Here is a 17,474-nt window from a genome sequence, read left to right as displayed (position 1 = left end):
TTCAAGCCTCTGCCTTTAGGCAGGGGTTATTGACCATCGAGCGGCTTGGGCAGGAAGTCGAAGGCGCCGTTCTTGACCGCCTCGACGGCCATCGTGATGTCGCCGTGCGCGGTGATGAAGAGGATGGGAAGCGAATAGTCCTTCTTCTTCAGAAGCTCCTGAAGCTGCAGGCCGCTCAGGCCGGGCATGCGGATGTCGAGGATGAGGCATCCCGGCACCATGACGTCGTCGGTCTCGAGGAAGGCCTCGGCCGATGCGTAGCTGCGGGACTTCCACCCTTCGGTGGAGAGCAGGAATTCGAGCGATTCGCGCATTTCTGCGTCGTCGTCGACGATGCGGATGAGGGAAAGCGAGTTTGCCGGCATTTCAAGTCCTGTTGTTTTGTTCGCAGACGGGCAGGCTGACGGTGATGGCGAGACCTCGTTCGGGAAGCCGCTCGAAGAGTACGCGGCCGCGTGCGGATTCGGCGATGCGGCGCACGATCACGAGTCCGAGGCCGAGGCCCTGGGGCTTCGAGGTGTTGAGCGGGATGGTGAGGCGGGCGAACTGCTCGTCGGTGAGCCTCGGGCCGTTGTCCGAGATCGTGAGCATGGCCGTGCCGTCCTCTGCGGAGAGGCTCGCGCGGATGACGGCGTCATCAGTGCCTGCCGTGGCGTCTGCGGCGTTCTTGAGAAGATTGCTGATGAGAAGCTCCATCTCGAGCGCGTCGGCGAGGATCGTGACGCCGGGCTCGATGCGCCTGGAGACCTCGAGTCCGCGCGTGGCGCAGAACTGTGCGATCGCCTTTTCGGCAAGGTCCGAGAGAGACGTCGGCACGGGTTGGGCGGGCTGTCTTGCGAAGCTTCTGACGTGGTCGATGATGTCCGAGGCCTTCGTGCTCTGGGAGTCGATCTTGGCGAGTACGGTCCTGAAGACCTCGGGGTCGGTGGAGCCGCCGTGGGCCATGGTGCGGGAGAGGCCGCGGGCGTAGTTGCGGATGACGGCGAGCGGCTGCTTGAGCTCGTGCGCGATCATCGAGGAGAGCTCGCCCACGAGGCCCGCACGCTCCATCGCGACGAGCCTTTCGTTGTAGCGTTTGGCTTCCTCCTCGACGCGCCGCTTCTCCTCCACGGCCCGCATCAGCTCCGTGGTGCGGCGGCGGATCAGGTATTCGGCGCGCACGCTGTGCACGACGATGCCGAGCAGCACGGCGGCGAGAAATGCGAGCCAGACGCCGTAGTTTCTGACGAAGGCCTCCCAGCTGAACTGGGACTGGCGCAGGTAGGCCGCGTCGCCGAGCGCCTCAAGAAGCTCGTGCACGGCGTCGTATCGTGCGCCCGGCCGCCAGTCGCAGCCGTCGGCGTCCGTGGGCATGCCCAGCAGCGTGCCCGAGACGAGCGCGTTGAGTTCGGGCGGCGTGTGCGGAAAGGAGGCGAGCGTCCAGCCGGGATAGAAGACGGAGAAGGACCTGCACCTCGTCTGCGAGGCACGGTCGGTCGTGACGAGCCTGATGCCCGAAAGTCTTTTGGGATCGGTCGCGGAGAGCCGCTCGACGTAGCAGGCGGGCAGGATGCCCGCGTCGGCGCGTCCCGAGGCGACGGCTTCAAGAATGGCGCCTTCGGGATCGTCCGTCTTCGTGCGCAGGGCTTCGGGCACGGCGCGCTCGACGCCTGCGTGCATGAGCTCTCGCCTGAGCATGCGGGCGGGCATGCCGTCAAGTTCTGGCACGAGAATGGAGGCGCCGTTGAGGACGGAGGCGGAGGCGTCGGGAGCCTCCGCGGCGTTCACGGCGACGACGATGCCCAGGACCGAGTCGGCCGAGGAGGATTCGCGGATCGTCTGGCTCACGAGCGAGCGGGCGCCGAAGAAGCGTTCGAGAACGACGTAGCCGTCGGGCGGCGCGAGCACGAAGTCGACTCTTCTCGACTCGGCGAGCTTCTGGATCTCGCCGAGCGGCAGGTAGCGGAATACGAGCGGCGTGTCCGGAAGCGCATAGGTGAGATGGTCCACGCTCGCACTGATGAAGCTTCGCTCGATCGCACCCGAGCCCGAGGCCTGCACGGCGACCACGACGGGCGGCACGGCTCCCGGGGCCGCATGGACGAAGACCGGTGCGGACGCAAGAAGGATGGCGGCGGCCGCCCCTGTGAGTCGGGCGGATGAGCTTGGCGAGACGGACATTCTCTTATTGTATGTCCGTTATTTAAGTAGTCCCAACCCCCTTGCGGGCGGGGAAAACACTGATGGAAACTCCCTTCCGTACGAAAACGCCTGAGCGGCGGGCGTTGGCGGGGAGGTGCAAAAAAGCCCGCACGAAGGCGTGCGGGCGGTGCGGGAGCTGGAAGGGGCACTCGGGCTCACTTGCCCTGCGTGTTTTCGAGCGTCGTCAGGTCGTCGATCTCGAAGGTGCCGGTGAGGCCCTTGTATTCGGGGCGGTAGTCCAGACCCGGCTGGCAGCGGAATTCGAGCCATGCGGAGGCGGGACGGCTGCCGTCCTTCTTGCCGTTGGTCGAGGAACCGTTGACGGGCAGCATGGCCATGTGCTGGCGGTCGCAGTGCATGCGGGCGCGTTCATGGAGGTGGTCGGCGAGGCGGTTGCCCTCGACGTGTCCGGGCCAGACGGCCTCGATGCGCCAGACGTTGCCGACCACGTTCGTGATCTTCTCCTCGCGGTCGAGGAAGTTCTGGCGTTCCTCCTGAAGGGCTTCGCAACCGGAGAGAAGAAGGGCGGCGAGGGCGGTGCCGATGATCAGAGTGCGCTTCATATGCATGGGTAGAAAGTCTGTCGAATGGTCGGAGGCCGCGCCGCATACGGGCGGGCGATGGTTCCGACATTTTAGCGGGATTCCGCCCGGGCGTCGCGAGGCGCGGTGCATGGAGCAAGAAACAGAAAAATGGACGAAAAGGGAAGGCTTTCTCAATCTGGCCGATAGGCGTCGGGGCCTCTGAGAAGGCCGCGGCCGCATGCGGGCGCCCGCGTCCTCGTTTCATAAGGTGCGGGGAGATGAGGAAAGACGGGCCGAAGGGGCGGTGATTTGCTGAAAACGCCTGCTGCTCTGTGAGTTTTTCGGGTTCTCGGGCCCTGTGCCACTAGGGTTAGCACGGTTGGAAGAAGAGACATTTTGTAAGCAATGCTTAATACGGCCTCCCTACACTTCCTGACACAAGACCATCCGGGCCCGAACCGTGCCCGTCAACAACGTCAACAGGACCCTCCGTTTCACACATGTCAGAAGCCATTCTTGAAGTCTGCGGCCTTACCTGCGAGCGCGGGGAGAGGACGCTTTTTAGGAATCTCTCGTTCGCCGTGAAGCCCGGCACGCTCGTGCGCATCGCCGGCAGCAACGGTGCGGGCAAGACGACGCTTCTGCGACTGATGACGGGCCTCATGCGTCCCGTCGAGGGTGAGGTACGCTGGAGGGGTGTTCCCGTCGAGAAGGCCGCCCAGGACTTCTGGCGCGAGCTCTGCTACATCGGACACCGCAACGGCGTCAAGGACGACCTGTCGGTGCTCGAGAACGTGATGATCAATGCCAACGTGGCGGCCGTGCCCGTCACGGAGAACGCCGCGCTTGACGCACTTGACGCCGTGGGCCTGGCCGACTTCGTCGACGTGCCCGCGGGCCAGCTCTCTCAGGGCCAGCGCCGCCGCGTCGCGCTCGCCCGCCTCTGGCTTTCCCGCTCCGTGACGCTCTGGGTTCTCGACGAGCCCTTCACCGCGCTCGACGTGCGCGGCGTCGCCCGCCTTGCGGACCTCGTGGGCGAGCATGTCAGGTCGGGCGGCATCGTGATGCTCGTCACCCATCAGGAAGTGCCCGTCGACGGCGTCGAATACCTCGTCATCGAGCCCGAACGCTGGTCCCCGCGCCGCCGCACGGCGGTCGAGGCTGCGCTCGACAACGAAAGCGCTCTTGAAGCGGACAACGCAAGGTAAGGAGCGCCGCAGTCATGTTCAAGCTTTTCCGAATCATCCTCCGCCGCGACCTGATGCTCGCCTTCCGCCGCAAGTCCGACCTTGCGCAGGTGATCTTCTTCTTTGCGGTCGTCGTGACGCTCGTGCCGCTCGGCGTGGGCGCCGAAACCAACATCCTCCGCTCGATCGCCCCCGGCGTCGTGTGGGTCGCCGCGCTTCTCGCCGCGCTTCTCTCGCTGCCGCGCATGTTCGAGGCCGATCATGCCGACGGCACGCTCGAGCAGATGCTCGTCACCGCCGAGCCGCTTCCCGTGGTGGTCGTAGCCAAGGTCTTCGCGCACTGGCTCGTCACGGGCGTTCCGATGACGATCTTCGCCGCGGTTTTCGGCATCCTCTTCGACCTGCCGCTCGACGTGACCCTAGTGATGGTCGCGAGCCTCTTCCTCGGCACGCCGGTCCTCTCCCTCGTGGGAGCCGTGGGCGCCGCACTCACGCTCGGCCTTCGCGGAGGCGGCGTGCTCACGAGCCTGCTCGTGCTTCCGCTCTACATTCCCGTCCTCATCTTCGGCGCGGGCGCCAGCCAGGCGGTCGCCGTCTCGATGAGCCCCGCCGCGCACTTCATGATCGTGGGCGGCCTGACGCTGCTGAGCCTCGCGCTCGCCCCGATGGCCGTGTCCGCGGCCCTTCGCATCGCCGAAAGTTGATGCGGGCGAAGCGAACGCTGGAAAGACTTTTGAAAATATATTCGGAGACCTGATCAAGATGAGCTTATCCGACCCTCAGAACTTCTACCGCCTCGCAGGCAAGGTCATCCCGTGGATTCTCGGGCTGGCACTCGTGCTCTTCGTCGTGGGCTTCTACCTGGGCTTCTTCGTGTGCCCGGTCGATGCGCGCCAGGGCAACTCCTACCGCATCATCTTCATCCACGTCTCGGCCGCCTGGCTCTCGATGCTGCTCTACGTGCTGATGGCTGTCTTCAGCGCCATCGGTCTGTGGCGCAACAACCGCATCTGCTTCATGCTTGCCCAGGCGATGGCCCCCACGGGCGCGCTGATGGCCTTCATCGCGCTCTTCTCTGGCGCCTTCTGGGGCCGTCCGACCTGGGGCACGTACTGGGTGTGGGACGCTCGCCTGACGTCGGAGCTCATCCTCTTCTTCCTCTATCTCGGCTTCATCGCGCTGCACTCCGCCATTGACGACAAGCGCCGCGCCGACCGCGCCGCGAGCGTCATCAGCATCGTGGGCGTGATCAACGTGCCGATCATCTACTTCTCCGTGCAGTGGTGGAACACGCTCCATCAGGGCGCCTCGATCACGTCGAGGGGCTCCTCCATTGCGCCCATCATGCTCTACACGCTCCTCATCATGGTCGTGGCGGGCATGTGCTACGGTGCCGGCATGGTCCTCGCCCGCACCCGCTCCATCATCCTCGAACGCGAACGCCGCGAGAACTGGACCAAGGAAGCGGCCTTGGAGGGCAAGCTGTGAACAACTGGAACAGTCTTTCCGACTTCATCTACATGAACGGCCACGGCTACTTCGTTTGGTGCGCCTACGGCGCGCTGCTCGTCGCCGTGATCTACGAAATCTTTTCCCTGCGCGCCCGCCGCGCCAAGATCTGCGCTCGCCTCGCCCGCGAGGCCCGTGCAGCCAAATCGACGCTGGAGATGTAAACCATGGACTCGAAGACCAAGAAACTCGCCCTCATCGGCGCGGCCGTCGTGGCCGTCGGCGTCGGCGTGACGCTCGCCCTGCAGGCATTCAATGAAAACCTCGTCTTCTTCTTCTCGCCCACGCAGGTGGCCGCGAAGGAAGCCCCGACGGGCCGCACGTTCAGGCTCGGCGGCGTGGTCGAGCCCGGCAGCGTCAAGCGCCAGGCCGACGGCGTGACCGTCACCTTCGGCATCACCGACACCGCCAAGATCGTTCCCGTCCAGTACAAGGGCATCCTCCCCGACCTCTTCGCCGAAGGCCAGGGCGTCGTGGCCCAGGGCAAGCTCGACGAGCAGGGCGTCTTCTGCGCCTCCGAAGTGCTCGCCAAGCACGACGAGAACTACATGCCGCCCGAGGCTGCCAAGGCTCTCGAAGACGCCCACAAGGCGGGCGTAGCCAAGAAGCAGGCCGAGCAGGCCCAGGCCGCGAAGTCCTGATGCCTGCCCTTCCAGTCAATTGAGTTTTTATTGAGCCGGGTGTGACCGCCCGCCTGACCCGAGGGCCAGGCAAAGCGGCCATGCCCTTGCTTGCATAAAGAGAGAAGACGGAAGCATCCGTCCCCATACACAAACCGGAGAAAACAAGTGATTCCTGAAATCGGTCACTTCGCACTGATCCTGTGCCTTGCGTTGAGCATCGTCCAGGGCGTGCTCCCGCTTGTCGGCGCTGCCAAGGGCAACCGCGCGCTGATGGCGGTCGCCCGTCCCGCCGCTGCCGCCAACGCGTTCTTCGGCACGGTGGCCATTGGCTGCCTTGCCTACTCGTTCTACCTGTCGGACTTCACCGTCCTCAACGTGGCGAACAACTCCAACTCGCTTCTGCCCTGGTACTACAAGGTAGCCGCGACCTGGGGGTCTCACGAAGGCTCGATCCTCTTCTGGACGGTGACGCTCGGATGGTGGGGCGCCGCGGTCGCCTTCTGCGCCCGCCGCCTGCCCGCCGAGATGGTCGCCCGCGTGACGGGCGTGCTCGGCCTCGTCGGCATGGGCTTCCTCCTCTTCATGCTGCTCACCTCCACCCCGTTCCTGCGCCTCTTCCCTGCGCCCGCCGAGGGCGCGGACCTCAATCCGCTGCTGCAGGACCCGGGCATGGTCTTCCATCCGCCGCTCCTCTATCTGGGCTACGTGGGCTTCGCCGTGCCGTTCGCCTTCGCGATCGCCGCGCTCATCTCCGGTCGTCTTGACGCCGCCTGGGCCCGCTGGATGCGTCCGTGGACGACGGCCGCCTGGGTGCTCCTCACGCTCGGCATCGCGCTCGGCTCCTACTGGGCCTACTACGAGCTCGGCTGGGGCGGCTGGTGGTTCTGGGACCCGGTCGAGAACTCCTCGTTCATGCCGTGGCTCACGGGCACCGCGCTCATCCACTCGCTCGCCGTCACCGAAAAGCGCGGTTGCTTCCGCATCTGGACGGTGCTCCTCGCGATCCTGACGTTCTCGCTCTCGCTTCTCGGCACCTTCCTCGTGCGCTCCGGCGTGCTCACCTCGGTGCACGCCTTCGCGACCGACCCCGAGCGCGGTCTCTTCATTCTGGCCTTCCTCATCATCGTCATCGGCCTCTCGTTCCTGCTCTTTGCATGGCGCGCCCCGACGGTGGGTCTGGGCGGCAACTTCTCGCTCATCTCCCGCGAGTCGATGCTCCTCGTCAACAACGTGCTGCTCGTCGTGGCCATGGGTGCCGTGCTTCTCGGCACGCTCTATCCGCTCTTCCTCGACGCGCTCAACGCAGGCAAGATCTCGGTCGGCCCCCCGTACTTTGACGCCGTCTTCGGTCCGCTCATGCTGCCGTGCGTGTTCCTGATGGGCGTGGGTCCGCTCGCCCGCTGGAAGGACGCCGATCCGAAGGCGCTCGCCCGCGAGCTCGCCTGGTGCCTCGTCGCCGCCATCGTGGCCGGCGCCGCCATCCCGCTCCTCATGGGCGAGTTCGGCCACTGGGTCTTCCTCGGCTGCACGTCCGCGATGTTCGTCTTCTTTGCCGTGATCCAGACGTTCCGTCATCAGATCCGCAACCAGCCGGGCAATGTCTTCGCCCGCCTGATGCGCCAGCCGCGCGCCTTCTGGGGCATGCAGCTCGCCCACATCGGCGTGGCCGTCTTCATCATCGGTGTGGCGCTCGTCAAGGGCTACCAGTCCGAACGCGACGTGCGCATGTACGAAGGCGAGACCGTGACGGTCGCTGGCTACACCTTCACGTTCAACGGCGTCGAAACCGTCCGCGGCCCGAACTACACGGCCGACCGCGGCGATTTCACGCTCTCCGTGAACGGCAGGGAGCTCCAGCACCTCTATCCTGAAAAGCGCAAGTACTACAGCTCAAACTCGATGCCGATGACCGAGTCCGCCATCCGCCACTCGATCACGGGCGACGTGTACGTGAGCCTCGGCACGCCGACCAATGACGGCGGCTGGGTCGTGCGCGCCTACTACAAGCCTTACGTCACCTGGATCTGGTGGGGCTGCATCATCATGGCCGCCGCTGGCCTTTGGGCCGCGTCCGACCGACGCTACCGCCGCCGCAAGCAGAAGAACGAAGCTGACGGAGAATAAGTCATGAGCAAGTCTCTCAAGTATCTGATTCCCTTCGGAATCTTCATTGTCCTCGCGGGCTTCCTCTTCAAGGGGCTCTACATGGATCCGCGACAGCTGCCCAGCGTGCTCATCAACAAGCCGATGCCGCAGTGGTCGCTCCCGACGCTCTTCGACACCACGAAGACGCTCTCCACCGAGGAGATGAAGGGCAAGGTCTGGATGCTCAACGTCTGGGCCACGTGGTGCATTCCCTGCAAGCAGGAGCACCCCTACATGGTCAAGCTCAAGAAGGACGGTCTCAAGACCCCGATCGTTGGCTTCGTCTACAAGGACAATCCCGGCGCCGCCCTCAACATGCTGCGCCAGCAGGGCAATCCTTACGACATGGTCGTCTTCGAGGTGAAGAACCGGGTCGGTCTTGACCTCGGCGTCACGGGCGTTCCCGAGACCTTCGTCATCGACAAGAAGGGCGTGATCCGGGCCAAGGTGAGCTACCCGCTCGATCCGCAGATCTGGAACGAGCAGCTCAAGCCCCTCATCAAGCAGCTGGAGGCCGAATAACATGAAGTCCGTCAAGCTTATGGGCGCCGCCCTCGCGGCCTGCGCACTGATGGCCGGCACGGCCTTCGCAGCTCCGCGCGAAGCCGCTCCGACCGCCTTTGACCCGATCGCCCACCAGCGCGTCGTCGAGGTTTCCGAGCAGCTCCGCTGCCTCGTCTGCCAGAACCAGTCCGTCGCCGACTCCAACGCCGAGCTCGCCGTCGACCTGCGCAACCAGGTGATCGAGCAGGTCAAGGCCGGCAAGACCAACAAGGAGATCGTGGACTACATGGTCGAACGCTACGGCGACTTCGTGCTCTACAAGCCGCCCTTCAAGGCCAACACGGTCATCCTCTGGCTCGGCCCCGTCGCACTCTTCCTCGTGGGCCTCGCCGCGTTCTACCTCAACCTCCGCCGCCGCAAGTCGGCCGTCGCCAAGACCGTCCGTCCGCTCACCGCCGAGGAAAAGGCCCGCGCGGACAAGCTGCTCTCGGGCGACAAGGAGTAACCGATGCTGACAACCTTCATCATCATCTGCGTCGTCTTCTGCCTGATCGCGATGGCCGCCGTGGCGCTGCCGCTCTGGTTCGGCGGCCGCAAGGCCGCTGACGCCGAAGACCGCCACGAAACGATTCTCGGCATCCTGCGTCAGCAGGCCGCGGACCTTGAAAAGGAGCGTGAGGCCGGCCGCATCGACCTCGACGAGTACGAGGAGTCCCGCCTCGAACTCGAGCGCCGCGTGCTTGAGGAAACCGCCCGCGACACCGACGCCGAAGTCAAGGACCAGTCCAAGGTCGCCCGAATCATCGCCGTCGTGCTCGCCGTCGTGATTCCCGCCTCCGCCGTCTTCGGTTATCTTGCGCTAGGCCGCTACAACGCCATGGACCCCGCCTTCCTCGAGGCCGTCCAGAACCAGCAGCGCCAGACGCAGGGCCACAGCCAGTCCGACATGATGGCCGCCATCGAGCGCCTTCAGAACCGCCTGAAGGAGACGCCCGACGACGCCCAGACCTGGTACATGCTCGCGCGCACGCTCTCCAACGTGGGTCGCTTCGCCGAGGCGCTCGACGCCTTCCGCGAGGTCGACCGTCTGGTGCCGAACAACGCCGACATCATCGCCGACATGGCCGACATGACGGCCGCCGCGAACAACAAGGTGATCACGGACGAGGCCCGTGCGCTTCTGCAACGCGCCCTCAAGATCGATCCGGGCCAGTGGAAGGCGCTCGCGCTCCTTGCCATCGACGCCTGGGATCATGAGAAGTACGCCGAAGCCGCCGCCTACTGGGAAAAGCTCCTCGTCGTGCTTCCCGAGGACTTCGGCGACGCCCAGCAGATCCGCAACAACATCGACGAGGCCCGCCGCCTCGCCGGCATGGATCCCGCAGCCCGTCAGGCTGAGGCCGAAGCCTTCAAGGGCGAGAGCGTCCCGACCGTCCAGGCCGCCGAGCCCTCGTTTGTCTCCGGCCGCGTGACGCTCGACAAGGCCCACGCCGACAAGGTCAAGCCCGAGGACACTGTCTTCATCTACGCACGCCCGACCATGGGCTCGAAAATGCCGGTCGCCTTCATGCGCATCACCGCCAAGGAGCTCCCCTTTGAGTTCAAGCTCACGAGCGACATGACGATGGCCATGGGCGCCACGACGCTCGCCGACGTCAAGGACGTGATCGTCGGAGCCCGAATCTCCCGCACCGGCAACTTCATGCCGCAGGCGGGCGACCTCGAGGGCGAGACTTCCGCTCCCGTCCAGACGGGCACCGAAGGCATCGACCTCGTCATCGGCACCGTCCGCTGACATTCGACAGCCTCAGAAAAGGCCGCCGCGTTCGACTGAACGACGGCGGCCTTTGCGTTTCAGGTGTTTTCCCGCGTGTGCGGGCGAGCACTTCTTCATATAATTGAACCGTTGTTGCGAAAAAGGTGAAATATATCAACTGAAACTAAAAAGAACTAATGTGGAGGTGCCGCCATGGCGGCCTTTTCCATCATCGGACGCGAAGGAAGCGTCCCTGTTCACGTCTGGGCGAAGACGCTCGACGACAAGTCGCGTGAGCAGCTTCTCAACACGGCCTCGTTGCCGTTCGTCTTTCATCACGTCGCGGCGATGCCCGACGTTCATGCAGGTCTGGGCGCCACCATAGGCAGCGTGATCGCGACCGAAGGCGCCGTCATCCCGAGCGCCGTCGGCGTCGACATCGGCTGCGGCATGCGCCTTGCACGACTCAACTTCAGGCGCGGCGACCTTGACGACCGCGCGGTCCGCGCTGTCTACGAGGCGATTCTGCGGCACGTGCCCGTCGGCATGACCGAGAGGAGGCCCGACGCCGTGCGTCACGACCGCACGGAGCCCTTCGAGGAAGGCATGAAGAGCCTTCTCGACCGTCATCCCGAACTCCTCGAGCGCATGGTATCCATGACCTGGCAGAGCCAGCTCGGAAGCCTGGGAGCGGGCAACCACTTCATCGAACTCACCTCTGATGCAGACGGCGTCGTGCGCGTGATGCTCCATTCGGGTTCGCGCGGCGTGGGCAACGTCATGGCCTCGCGCTTCATCGGCATCGCCCGCGAGAAGGCACTTGGAGGGAAGGTCCGGCTGCCCGATCCCGCGCTCGCTTGGTTCGATGAGGGCACCGATGACTTCAACGACTACATGGATGCGGTCAACTGGGCGCAGGCCTATGCGAAGATCAACCGCGAGATCATGATGGAGGACGTCATGGCCGCGGTGCGCGAGGTGATGCCGTGGGCGGAGATCTCCTCCGACGAGCCCGTCGTCGACTGCCATCACAACTACGTGGCTCGCGAGACGCATTACGGGCGCGACGTATGGGTGACGCGCAAGGGCGCCGTTCATGCGGGCAGGGGCGAGCTCGGCATCATCCCGGGGAGCATGGGCGCCGCCTCGTATCTGGTCGAGGGACTCGGCTCCGAGGAGTCCTTCATGTCGTCCGCGCACGGCGCGGGCCGCACGATGAGCCGCACGCAGGCCAAAAAGGTCTTCACGGTTGCCGACCTGAAGCGCGAGACGGCGGGCGTCGTCTGCAGGCACGATCCCGGCGTGCTCGACGAGATTCCGTCGGCCTACAAGTCCATCGACGAGGTGATGGCGCAGCAGGCCGACCTCGTGAGACCCGTGACCGTCTTCAAGCAGTTCCTCTGCGTGAAGGGGTGACCTGACGCCAAATGGACAATGGGCGTCTGACGGTTGATGCCGTCGGGCGCCCATTGCTTGGGAGGATGGCCGGCGTGGCGTCGGACCAGAGACGCTGCGTCAGCCGGTTGGCGGTTGAACCGGAACCGCCGCCGGCTTTGCTCGGAGCGGCCGGGTGAAGACACTGTGGAGGATCAGGCCTTCTTCATGGCGCGCATGCCCCAGGCGGCGAGAAGAACCAGGAGAAGCGCCGCGTAGCAGACGCAGGCGAGCATGCAGCATTCAGCCATGTCCATGAACTTCCACTGCGGGAAGAGGTACCAGCCGTCGCTCGCCTGATAGACCTCGATGAGCCAGCGCTGGAAGTCGCCGAGCTGGGTGCCGTCGGGCACGACGGGGGCGTCGTAGCCGCAGTCGCCCGTCTGCTTGAACCAGTCGGGAGCCCACTTGTCGAGCGGAAGGCCGAAGTGATAAGTCGGCTCCGTCGAGCAGCCCTGCATGCCGAACATGGCCATCGGGTCGTCGGAGTGGACGGCGTCATGGATGCCCATGAGCTTCCAGGAGCAGATCATCGTGTAGATGAGGCCGTAGAGGAAGACGCCGATGCCGGCGATCTTCAGCAGAGCCTGCTTCGGATTGATCGTGATGAGGAAGGCGCCGATCGCCATGACGATGTTGCCGTAGCGGATGTAGACGCACTGCTCGCAGGGCAGCATGTAGAGCCAGCCCTGGAAGAGGTAGTGGGCCAGAAGCACCAGGATGATCGAGGTCACGCCGAAGAGGATCCACGGCTCGCGCGTCTCCTGCCAGTCGGCGAAGGCCGTCATCGGACTCTTTCGGAAGCTTTCGCAGAATCCCTTCATTTGTCAGGACCTCTTACTTCTTGGAGAGTTCGCGGATGTTTTCCACGAGACCGTCGATGGAGCGGATGGAGGCTGTCTTCAGGAGGTACTTGCCGTTGACCACGAAGGCCGGCACGCCCTGGATCTTGGCGACGTCGTAGGTGCTGTCGGCCCAGGCCTTCACGAGCGCCTGAACCTTCGGATCATTCTTTTTGGCGTCGAAATCGGCCTTGGACATGCCGACGGCCTCGAGGGCGGTTGCGCGGAAGGCGTCGGCGCCGTCATCCCAGCGCTGCTTCTTGTCGTGGTAGGCCTTGTAGAGGGCGAACTTCGCCTTCTTGTGCATGGCGTCGGCAGCATACGGATCGCGGCCGGCGGCTTCGTCGGCGACCCACATCACGGCGAGGACCTCGGAGCCTTCCTTGCCGTACTTGCCCTTGGTGTGGAGATGGTAGTCGAGGAACTTCATTTCCTTGTCGAGCTTGGCCTTGACGGCCGGAACGACGGACTTGTCGTATTTGTAGCAGAACGGGCAGTCGTAGGAGTAGACCTTGATGAAGGTGCCCGAGGCGTTCGGGATCGGCTTTTCAAGGACGACGTAGTCGGTGCCCTCGACGGGGGCGGCGATGACGGAGCCTGCGCAGAGCAGGGCGGCTGCGGCGGCGACGGCGAATTTCGTGAAGGTCATGGTGTTCTCCTCGGTCGGAATGTCAAGCATGGTCGGCGGCCGCAGGATACGGGCCCGCCTCAACTGTATGAGGAAGTTTAGGCGTCGACGGAAATTTTGAAAATTGTTGACTTCCCACGGGAACTTTCAGAATTTGACAAGTCGCTTTTCTCAAATGCTGAAAAACGGGTTCGGCCTGCTCGACGCATGGCCCATGACGACGGCGCCCGCCGCATCGGTCGAGGATGGGCGGGCGCGGATTCATGGCGAGGGCGTCATGTACGGGCTGCGGGTCAGCCGAAGAGCTTCACCCAGCACCAGGCGGGGACGCCGAAGATCACGATGTAGGTGATGACGAGCGCGGCGGCCTGCACGATGTGGTTCTTCGAGATGCCGAGCACGATCGGGCCGAGAACATCCCAGACCTTGAAGAGAAGGAGGAACGAGGCGACAGCCCAGATGAGGCCGAAAACGATGGAGAAGAAGGTGTACATCGAAAAAATCCTTTGTTGGTCATCGTGCGGCAGGCACGGGTTGGAATGACTCTGTTGCCCGATAATGGTAGGTCTTTGCGCTTAATATTAGATTACAGCGTTCTTTCCCGTCACGAGGTCCGATCCGAATGTCCCGCTTTACTGTCATTCTTCCCGAAGGCACCGTCATTCTCAAGAACGAGGAGACGGGGCAGATTCTGAGGCTTTCCGCCGAGTCGGGTCCGCTCGTGCTCGGCGAAATCGAGATGTCGATGACGCTCGGGCCTAGGCCCATCGAGGTTGCGGGTGCGGCGCACGCTCCCGCCGTTGCTGCAGCGCAGGCCCCCGCCTGTGAACTCCCCGCCCGGCCCGCCGATCCCCTGGCGGACCTGCCCGACGAGGCCTTCGTGCCCAGACCCGAGACGCCTGGTACCGCGCCGCTTCCGCACCCGATTCCGGGGACCGAGGGCGTGAATCTCATCAATCCCTATGAGGCGCTCGGAAAGAAGGCCTTGAGGAGCCTGCCGCCGGGATTCGGTCCCAACACGGGCGAGCCCTTCATGTCGCCCGAGGAGGACTGGGCGCCCGGCACGGCCCCCGTTCTTCGCGGCATCCGCGTGCTCGACGCGCCGCTCGAGGCGCTGACGGCCTCGGACTTCGAGCAGATTCTTGACGCGATGGCGCTCAGGCGCAACAACATCGAGGGCGAAATCGAGTTCATGGAGGAGATCGAGGCGGACGAAGAGGACATCCGCGATCTCGAGCGTGACATCGAGCAGCTCGACCGTGACCTTGCCGACGTGGTCGCGAGGAAGGAAGAGTTCGACGCGCTTTCGAAGAAGCAGGCCGCGGAATAGGTCGGAAGGTCCGCCGTGATCAGCTCGGGATGAGCATCGTCACGAGGATCATCCACGCAGGGATCACGGCGAGCGAGAAGAGCGTCGTCGAGGCGACGGCCGTCGTCGCGAACTTGACATCGGCGTGGTGGAATTCGGCGAGCACGGCGATCTGCGTGATGCAGGGCAGCGCCGCCTGAATGACGTAGACCTTCGCAAAGAGCGGCGGAATGGGAATGACGTACGTGAGCACAAGGCACACGAGCGGGCAGATCACGAAGCGCCCGATGTAGACCCAGAGCATGTCCTTCGTGACGCGGATGTTGCGGATGCCGATGTTGTAGAGCATGCAGCCCACGAAGACGAGCGCGAGCGGCGTCGTGATGCCGCCCATGTAGTGCGCGGCGTCCATGATCGCCTTCGGAGGCGTGAAGTCGAGCAGGATGAACACGATGGCCGTGAGGAAGCCGAGGAGCGGCGGCGTGAAGATACGTTTGAAGGTCTGCGCCGAGAACACCTTCTGGGGCTTCTGCATCGTGGCAAGCCTCCCGTCGGCCGCCTCCATGTAGTTGCCGACCGTCCAGAAGAACGTGGTGTTCGCAAAGAAGTAGAGGAGCGTGGGCACCATCGCCTCGGTGCCGAAGAGCGCGAGCGAGACGGGCAGGCCGATGAACATGTTGTTCGTTGCCGTGAAGGCGCTCGAAAAGACGCCCGAATGCACCCCCTCGACATGGCAGACGCGCGCGATGATGCGGCTCAGCAGGAAGCAGGTCCAGATCGAGATGAAGGGCGTCGCCATCGAACCCACAAGCGTCAGGAGTCCGTCGTGGTCAAGCGTCTGCATGACGCTCGAGAAGAGGTAGGCGGGCAGGGAGAGAAAGGTCACGAGGCGCGCAAGCAGGACGCGGGAGCTCTTGTCGTACCAGCCCCGTGCGGCCGTCACGTAGCCTGCGCCGCCGAGAATCAGCAGGATGACGACGCAGTTGAGGGACAGAAGAAAGGCTTCGAGAATCATGAGACGCGGCCGGCGGGTGAAGACTTGCGGGATCCTTCAATGGTAGCGCCGCCCAGCCTCTGCGGCATAGTCATTTGGTTCTAGGCCGAGCGTCCGAATCGGTGTACGCGGCATGGAGGACGCACGTCCGGAAAATGCATGACGGTCAGAAGATGAAAAGGCCGCGTCCCTGAATCAGGGCAGCGGCCTTTTGGAGCCCGAGGGCATCAGGCTGGAAAGTCCGTTACGCGTCCTGCCAGACCTCGCGGGCGATCTCGACCACGAGACGGACCTTGGCCCACTGTTCCTCCTCGGTCATGATGTTGCCTTCCTCGGTCGAGGAGAAGCCGCACTGCGGAGAGAGACAGAGCTGTACGAGCGGAACGTACTTCGCTACTTCGGCGATTCGGGCCTTGACGGCCTCCTTGTCCTCGAGTTCGGGGAACTTGGAGGTGATGAGGCCGAGGACGACCGTCTGGTCCTTGATGAAGCGCAGCGGCTCGAATCCGCCCGAGCGGTCGCTGTCGTACTCGAGGAAGAAGCCGTCGACGGGGCAGTTCGCGAAGAGAATCTCGGCGATGGGTTCGTAGCCGCCGGAGGAGAACCACGTGGAGCGGAAGTTGCCGCGGCAGATGTGCATCGTGAGCGTCAGGTCGGCGGGCTTGGCGGCGATGATCCTGTTGAGGACGCCGACGTAGCTGCGGGCCACGGCGTCGACGTCGATGCCGCGGGCGGCGTAGGCGGCGCGCTTTTCAGCGGAGCAGAATTCGCCCCAGCTCGTGTCGTCGAGCTGCAGGTAGCGGCAGCCGCGCTCGTAGAGCGCTAGCATGGCGTCGGTCCAGGTTTGTGCGAGGTCGTCGAGAAGAAGCTCCTCGTTGTCCTTGTAGGCGGCGATCGGCTCATAGTCCGTGGCGCGCACGCAGCAGATGAGGTGCAGCATCGACGGAGACGGGATCGTGTACTTCACGGCGGCGTCACCCGCGATTTTCTTCAGGCGGTCGAAGGCCTCGAGGAACGGATGGTCGGCGGGGAAGGAGAGGCGGTCCTCGATGACGACCGTCTCGGCCTTGGGCTGACGACCTTCGAAGTGAACGGACCAGGCCTCGGCCTTGACGTGGCGGATGCCCTTGAGGCCGGCAAGGAAGTCGAGGTGCCAGAAGGCGCGGCGGAATTCGCCGTCGGTGACGGCGGTGAGGCCGTTGTCGAGCTCCTTCTTCACGAGCGCGGCGATCTCCTCGTCCTCGACGGCGGTGAGGGCTTCGCGGGAGAACTCGCCCCTGGCGAACGCGGCGCGGGCCTGTGCGACGGCGGCGGGACGAAGGAAGCTTCCGACGACGTCGGCACGGTACGGGGGAAGAACGTGGGGCATGGTGCGGTTCCTTTTCTAATGTGTTGTTGGAAGGCGTCAGGGGCGTCGAGGCGGCCCGAAACGACTGCGGTTCATAGAAATGCCGCAAGGAAACATCTGACTTCAGTCAGGTGAGGAATTGCGGCCCATGCCTTTCACACTACCACGTGATAAAATTAAGGGCCTTTCGCAGATTCGTGTGGGTAATTCTCGCGCGGAATCGAATCGTCAAGCTGTCGTGGAATAGCGCAGGCCGTTAGGCCGAGCATATGCCGCGAAAGCAGATTGACGAGGTGATTCAGCGCAAATAGCCTGTGGTTCGGGGAAAGTAAGGGCGTTAACGCCCGCCTTTCCCCCGAGCCACGTGGCGGCGAACGCCGGGGTGTCGGGGGCGGAGCCCCTGACGGAATGATTCCACTTAGCCATGCACTTACCCACTCAAAGCTGCGAAGAGCCAAATTAAGGATATGGTGGAAATAGTATACAACCG

General features: G+C 64.1%; 19 protein-coding genes. 11 read left to right on the top strand and 8 right to left on the bottom strand.

The features are described from left to right. Nucleotides 1-26: 26 nt before the first annotated feature. The 3 genes from HMPREF3036_RS10575 to HMPREF3036_RS10565 form a co-directional block, all read right to left on the bottom strand. Nucleotides 27-365 (bottom strand): response regulator transcription factor, encoded by a 339-nt coding sequence (locus HMPREF3036_RS10575; RefSeq protein ID WP_156469820.1) that lies wholly within the window; start codon nt 363-365, stop codon nt 27-29. 1 nt (nt 366) lies between these two features. Next, complete coding sequence (locus HMPREF3036_RS10570; protein ID WP_062334300.1) at nt 367-2,160, bottom strand: ATP-binding protein; 1,794 nt, start codon at nt 2,158-2,160, stop codon at nt 367-369. 176 nt (nt 2,161-2,336) lie between these two features. Continuing rightward, the gene (locus tag HMPREF3036_RS10565; RefSeq protein ID WP_005436543.1) at nt 2,337-2,750 is read right to left on the bottom strand and encodes a hypothetical protein; all 414 of its coding nucleotides are present in this window, start codon (nt 2,748-2,750) and stop codon (nt 2,337-2,339) included. 455 nt (nt 2,751-3,205) lie between these two features. On the opposite strand from HMPREF3036_RS10565, the gene ccmA reads away from it, so the two are divergent. From ccmA to HMPREF3036_RS10515, 10 genes are all read left to right on the top strand, one after another. After that, nucleotides 3,206-3,913 (top strand): cytochrome c biogenesis heme-transporting ATPase CcmA, encoded by a 708-nt coding sequence (ccmA, locus tag HMPREF3036_RS10560; protein WP_062334297.1) that lies wholly within the window; start codon nt 3,206-3,208, stop codon nt 3,911-3,913. A gap of 14 nt (nt 3,914-3,927) precedes the next feature. Continuing rightward, on the top strand, nt 3,928-4,596 hold the full coding sequence (ccmB, locus tag HMPREF3036_RS10555; RefSeq protein ID WP_005436541.1) for a heme exporter protein CcmB: 669 nt from the start codon (nt 3,928-3,930) through the stop codon (nt 4,594-4,596). Between the two features lie 58 nt (nt 4,597-4,654). Then, a complete protein-coding gene (locus HMPREF3036_RS10550; protein ID WP_005436540.1) occupies nt 4,655-5,380 on the top strand; it encodes a heme ABC transporter permease in 726 nt (241 codons plus the stop codon). Continuing rightward, a complete protein-coding gene (ccmD, locus tag HMPREF3036_RS10545; RefSeq protein WP_005436538.1) occupies nt 5,377-5,565 on the top strand; it encodes a heme exporter protein CcmD in 189 nt (62 codons plus the stop codon). Before HMPREF3036_RS10550 ends, ccmD begins: the two co-directional genes overlap by 4 nt. A gap of 3 nt (nt 5,566-5,568) precedes the next feature. Further along, on the top strand, nt 5,569-6,042 hold the full coding sequence (gene ccmE, locus HMPREF3036_RS10540) for a cytochrome c maturation protein CcmE (RefSeq protein ID WP_062334294.1): 474 nt from the start codon (nt 5,569-5,571) through the stop codon (nt 6,040-6,042). Nucleotides 6,043-6,189: 147 nt separating this feature from the next. Beyond that, nucleotides 6,190-8,148 (top strand): heme lyase CcmF/NrfE family subunit, encoded by a 1,959-nt coding sequence (locus tag HMPREF3036_RS10535; RefSeq protein ID WP_062334291.1) that lies wholly within the window; start codon nt 6,190-6,192, stop codon nt 8,146-8,148. Between the two features lie 3 nt (nt 8,149-8,151). Continuing rightward, complete coding sequence (locus tag HMPREF3036_RS10530) at nt 8,152-8,691, top strand: DsbE family thiol:disulfide interchange protein (RefSeq protein ID WP_005436532.1); 540 nt, start codon at nt 8,152-8,154, stop codon at nt 8,689-8,691. Between the two features lies 1 nt (nt 8,692). Continuing rightward, nucleotides 8,693-9,178, top strand: a complete 486-nt coding sequence (locus HMPREF3036_RS10525; protein WP_062334288.1) for a cytochrome c-type biogenesis protein — start codon at nt 8,693-8,695, stop codon at nt 9,176-9,178. Between the two features lie 3 nt (nt 9,179-9,181). Next, nucleotides 9,182-10,468 carry a c-type cytochrome biogenesis protein CcmI gene (gene ccmI, locus HMPREF3036_RS10520; RefSeq protein ID WP_197457980.1) on the top strand — a complete coding sequence of 429 codons (1,287 nt, stop codon included), beginning with the start codon at nt 9,182-9,184 and terminating at the stop codon, nt 10,466-10,468. A gap of 174 nt (nt 10,469-10,642) precedes the next feature. Then, complete coding sequence (locus HMPREF3036_RS10515) at nt 10,643-11,845, top strand: RtcB family protein (RefSeq protein WP_062334286.1); 1,203 nt, start codon at nt 10,643-10,645, stop codon at nt 11,843-11,845. A 173-nt stretch (nt 11,846-12,018) separates the two neighbouring features. Here HMPREF3036_RS10515 and dsbI read toward each other — a convergent pair whose 3' ends face one another. The 3 genes from dsbI to HMPREF3036_RS10500 all read right to left on the bottom strand — a co-directional run bounded on the left by dsbI (nt 12,019) and on the right by HMPREF3036_RS10500 (nt 13,827). Next, a complete protein-coding gene (gene dsbI / locus HMPREF3036_RS10510) occupies nt 12,019-12,687 on the bottom strand; it encodes a protein-disulfide oxidoreductase DsbI (protein ID WP_005436520.1) in 669 nt (222 codons plus the stop codon). Nucleotides 12,688-12,700: 13 nt separating this feature from the next. Beyond that, nucleotides 12,701-13,354 (bottom strand): thiol:disulfide interchange protein DsbA/DsbL, encoded by a 654-nt coding sequence (locus HMPREF3036_RS10505; protein ID WP_005436519.1) that lies wholly within the window; start codon nt 13,352-13,354, stop codon nt 12,701-12,703. A gap of 272 nt (nt 13,355-13,626) precedes the next feature. Then, complete coding sequence (locus HMPREF3036_RS10500) at nt 13,627-13,827, bottom strand: hypothetical protein (RefSeq protein ID WP_005436518.1); 201 nt, start codon at nt 13,825-13,827, stop codon at nt 13,627-13,629. A 128-nt stretch (nt 13,828-13,955) separates the two neighbouring features. Here HMPREF3036_RS10500 and HMPREF3036_RS10495 point away from each other — a divergent pair, with 128 nt between their 5' ends. Further along, nucleotides 13,956-14,663 (top strand): hypothetical protein, encoded by a 708-nt coding sequence (locus tag HMPREF3036_RS10495; protein WP_062334283.1) that lies wholly within the window; start codon nt 13,956-13,958, stop codon nt 14,661-14,663. A 19-nt stretch (nt 14,664-14,682) separates the two neighbouring features. Here the strand turns inward: HMPREF3036_RS10495 and HMPREF3036_RS10490 are convergent, their stop codons facing one another. Next, complete coding sequence (locus HMPREF3036_RS10490) at nt 14,683-15,657, bottom strand: AEC family transporter (protein WP_005436514.1); 975 nt, start codon at nt 15,655-15,657, stop codon at nt 14,683-14,685. Nucleotides 15,658-15,880: 223 nt separating this feature from the next. Beyond that, complete coding sequence (locus HMPREF3036_RS10485; RefSeq protein ID WP_062334280.1) at nt 15,881-17,005, bottom strand: 5-methyltetrahydropteroyltriglutamate--homocysteine S-methyltransferase; 1,125 nt, start codon at nt 17,003-17,005, stop codon at nt 15,881-15,883. Between the last annotated feature and the right edge of the window lie 469 nt (nt 17,006-17,474).

This window comes from Sutterella sp. KLE1602 (genome assembly GCF_001578585.1).
GTDB classification, from domain to species: Bacteria; Pseudomonadota; Gammaproteobacteria; order Burkholderiales; family Burkholderiaceae_F; genus Sutterella; species Sutterella wadsworthensis_A.
The sequence above is the reverse complement of the archived record's forward strand: the minus strand, read 5'-3'. Positions and strand labels throughout refer to the sequence as shown.

What these genes read in the sequence shown, in the direction of transcription:
- HMPREF3036_RS10575 (WP_156469820.1), bottom strand. Translation starts at nt 365, where the DNA reads ATGCCGGCAAACTCGCTTTCCCTCATCCGCATCGTCGACGACGACGCA.
- HMPREF3036_RS10570 (WP_062334300.1), bottom strand. Translation starts at nt 2,160, where the DNA reads ATGTCCGTCTCGCCAAGCTCATCCGCCCGACTCACAGGGGCGGCCGCC.
- HMPREF3036_RS10565 (WP_005436543.1), bottom strand. Translation starts at nt 2,750, where the DNA reads ATGCATATGAAGCGCACTCTGATCATCGGCACCGCCCTCGCCGCCCTT.
- ccmA (WP_062334297.1), top strand. Translation starts at nt 3,206, where the DNA reads ATGTCAGAAGCCATTCTTGAAGTCTGCGGCCTTACCTGCGAGCGCGGG.
- ccmB (WP_005436541.1), top strand. Translation starts at nt 3,928, where the DNA reads ATGTTCAAGCTTTTCCGAATCATCCTCCGCCGCGACCTGATGCTCGCC.
- HMPREF3036_RS10550 (WP_005436540.1), top strand. Translation starts at nt 4,655, where the DNA reads ATGAGCTTATCCGACCCTCAGAACTTCTACCGCCTCGCAGGCAAGGTC.
- ccmE (WP_062334294.1), top strand. Translation starts at nt 5,569, where the DNA reads ATGGACTCGAAGACCAAGAAACTCGCCCTCATCGGCGCGGCCGTCGTG.
- HMPREF3036_RS10530 (WP_005436532.1), top strand. Translation starts at nt 8,152, where the DNA reads ATGAGCAAGTCTCTCAAGTATCTGATTCCCTTCGGAATCTTCATTGTC.
- HMPREF3036_RS10525 (WP_062334288.1), top strand. Translation starts at nt 8,693, where the DNA reads ATGAAGTCCGTCAAGCTTATGGGCGCCGCCCTCGCGGCCTGCGCACTG.
- ccmI (WP_197457980.1), top strand. Translation starts at nt 9,182, where the DNA reads ATGCTGACAACCTTCATCATCATCTGCGTCGTCTTCTGCCTGATCGCG.
- HMPREF3036_RS10515 (WP_062334286.1), top strand. Translation starts at nt 10,643, where the DNA reads ATGGCGGCCTTTTCCATCATCGGACGCGAAGGAAGCGTCCCTGTTCAC.
- dsbI (WP_005436520.1), bottom strand. Translation starts at nt 12,687, where the DNA reads ATGAAGGGATTCTGCGAAAGCTTCCGAAAGAGTCCGATGACGGCCTTC.
- HMPREF3036_RS10505 (WP_005436519.1), bottom strand. Translation starts at nt 13,354, where the DNA reads ATGACCTTCACGAAATTCGCCGTCGCCGCCGCAGCCGCCCTGCTCTGC.
- HMPREF3036_RS10500 (WP_005436518.1), bottom strand. Translation starts at nt 13,827, where the DNA reads ATGTACACCTTCTTCTCCATCGTTTTCGGCCTCATCTGGGCTGTCGCC.
- HMPREF3036_RS10495 (WP_062334283.1), top strand. Translation starts at nt 13,956, where the DNA reads ATGTCCCGCTTTACTGTCATTCTTCCCGAAGGCACCGTCATTCTCAAG.
- HMPREF3036_RS10490 (WP_005436514.1), bottom strand. Translation starts at nt 15,657, where the DNA reads ATGATTCTCGAAGCCTTTCTTCTGTCCCTCAACTGCGTCGTCATCCTG.
- HMPREF3036_RS10485 (WP_062334280.1), bottom strand. Translation starts at nt 17,005, where the DNA reads ATGCCCCACGTTCTTCCCCCGTACCGTGCCGACGTCGTCGGAAGCTTC.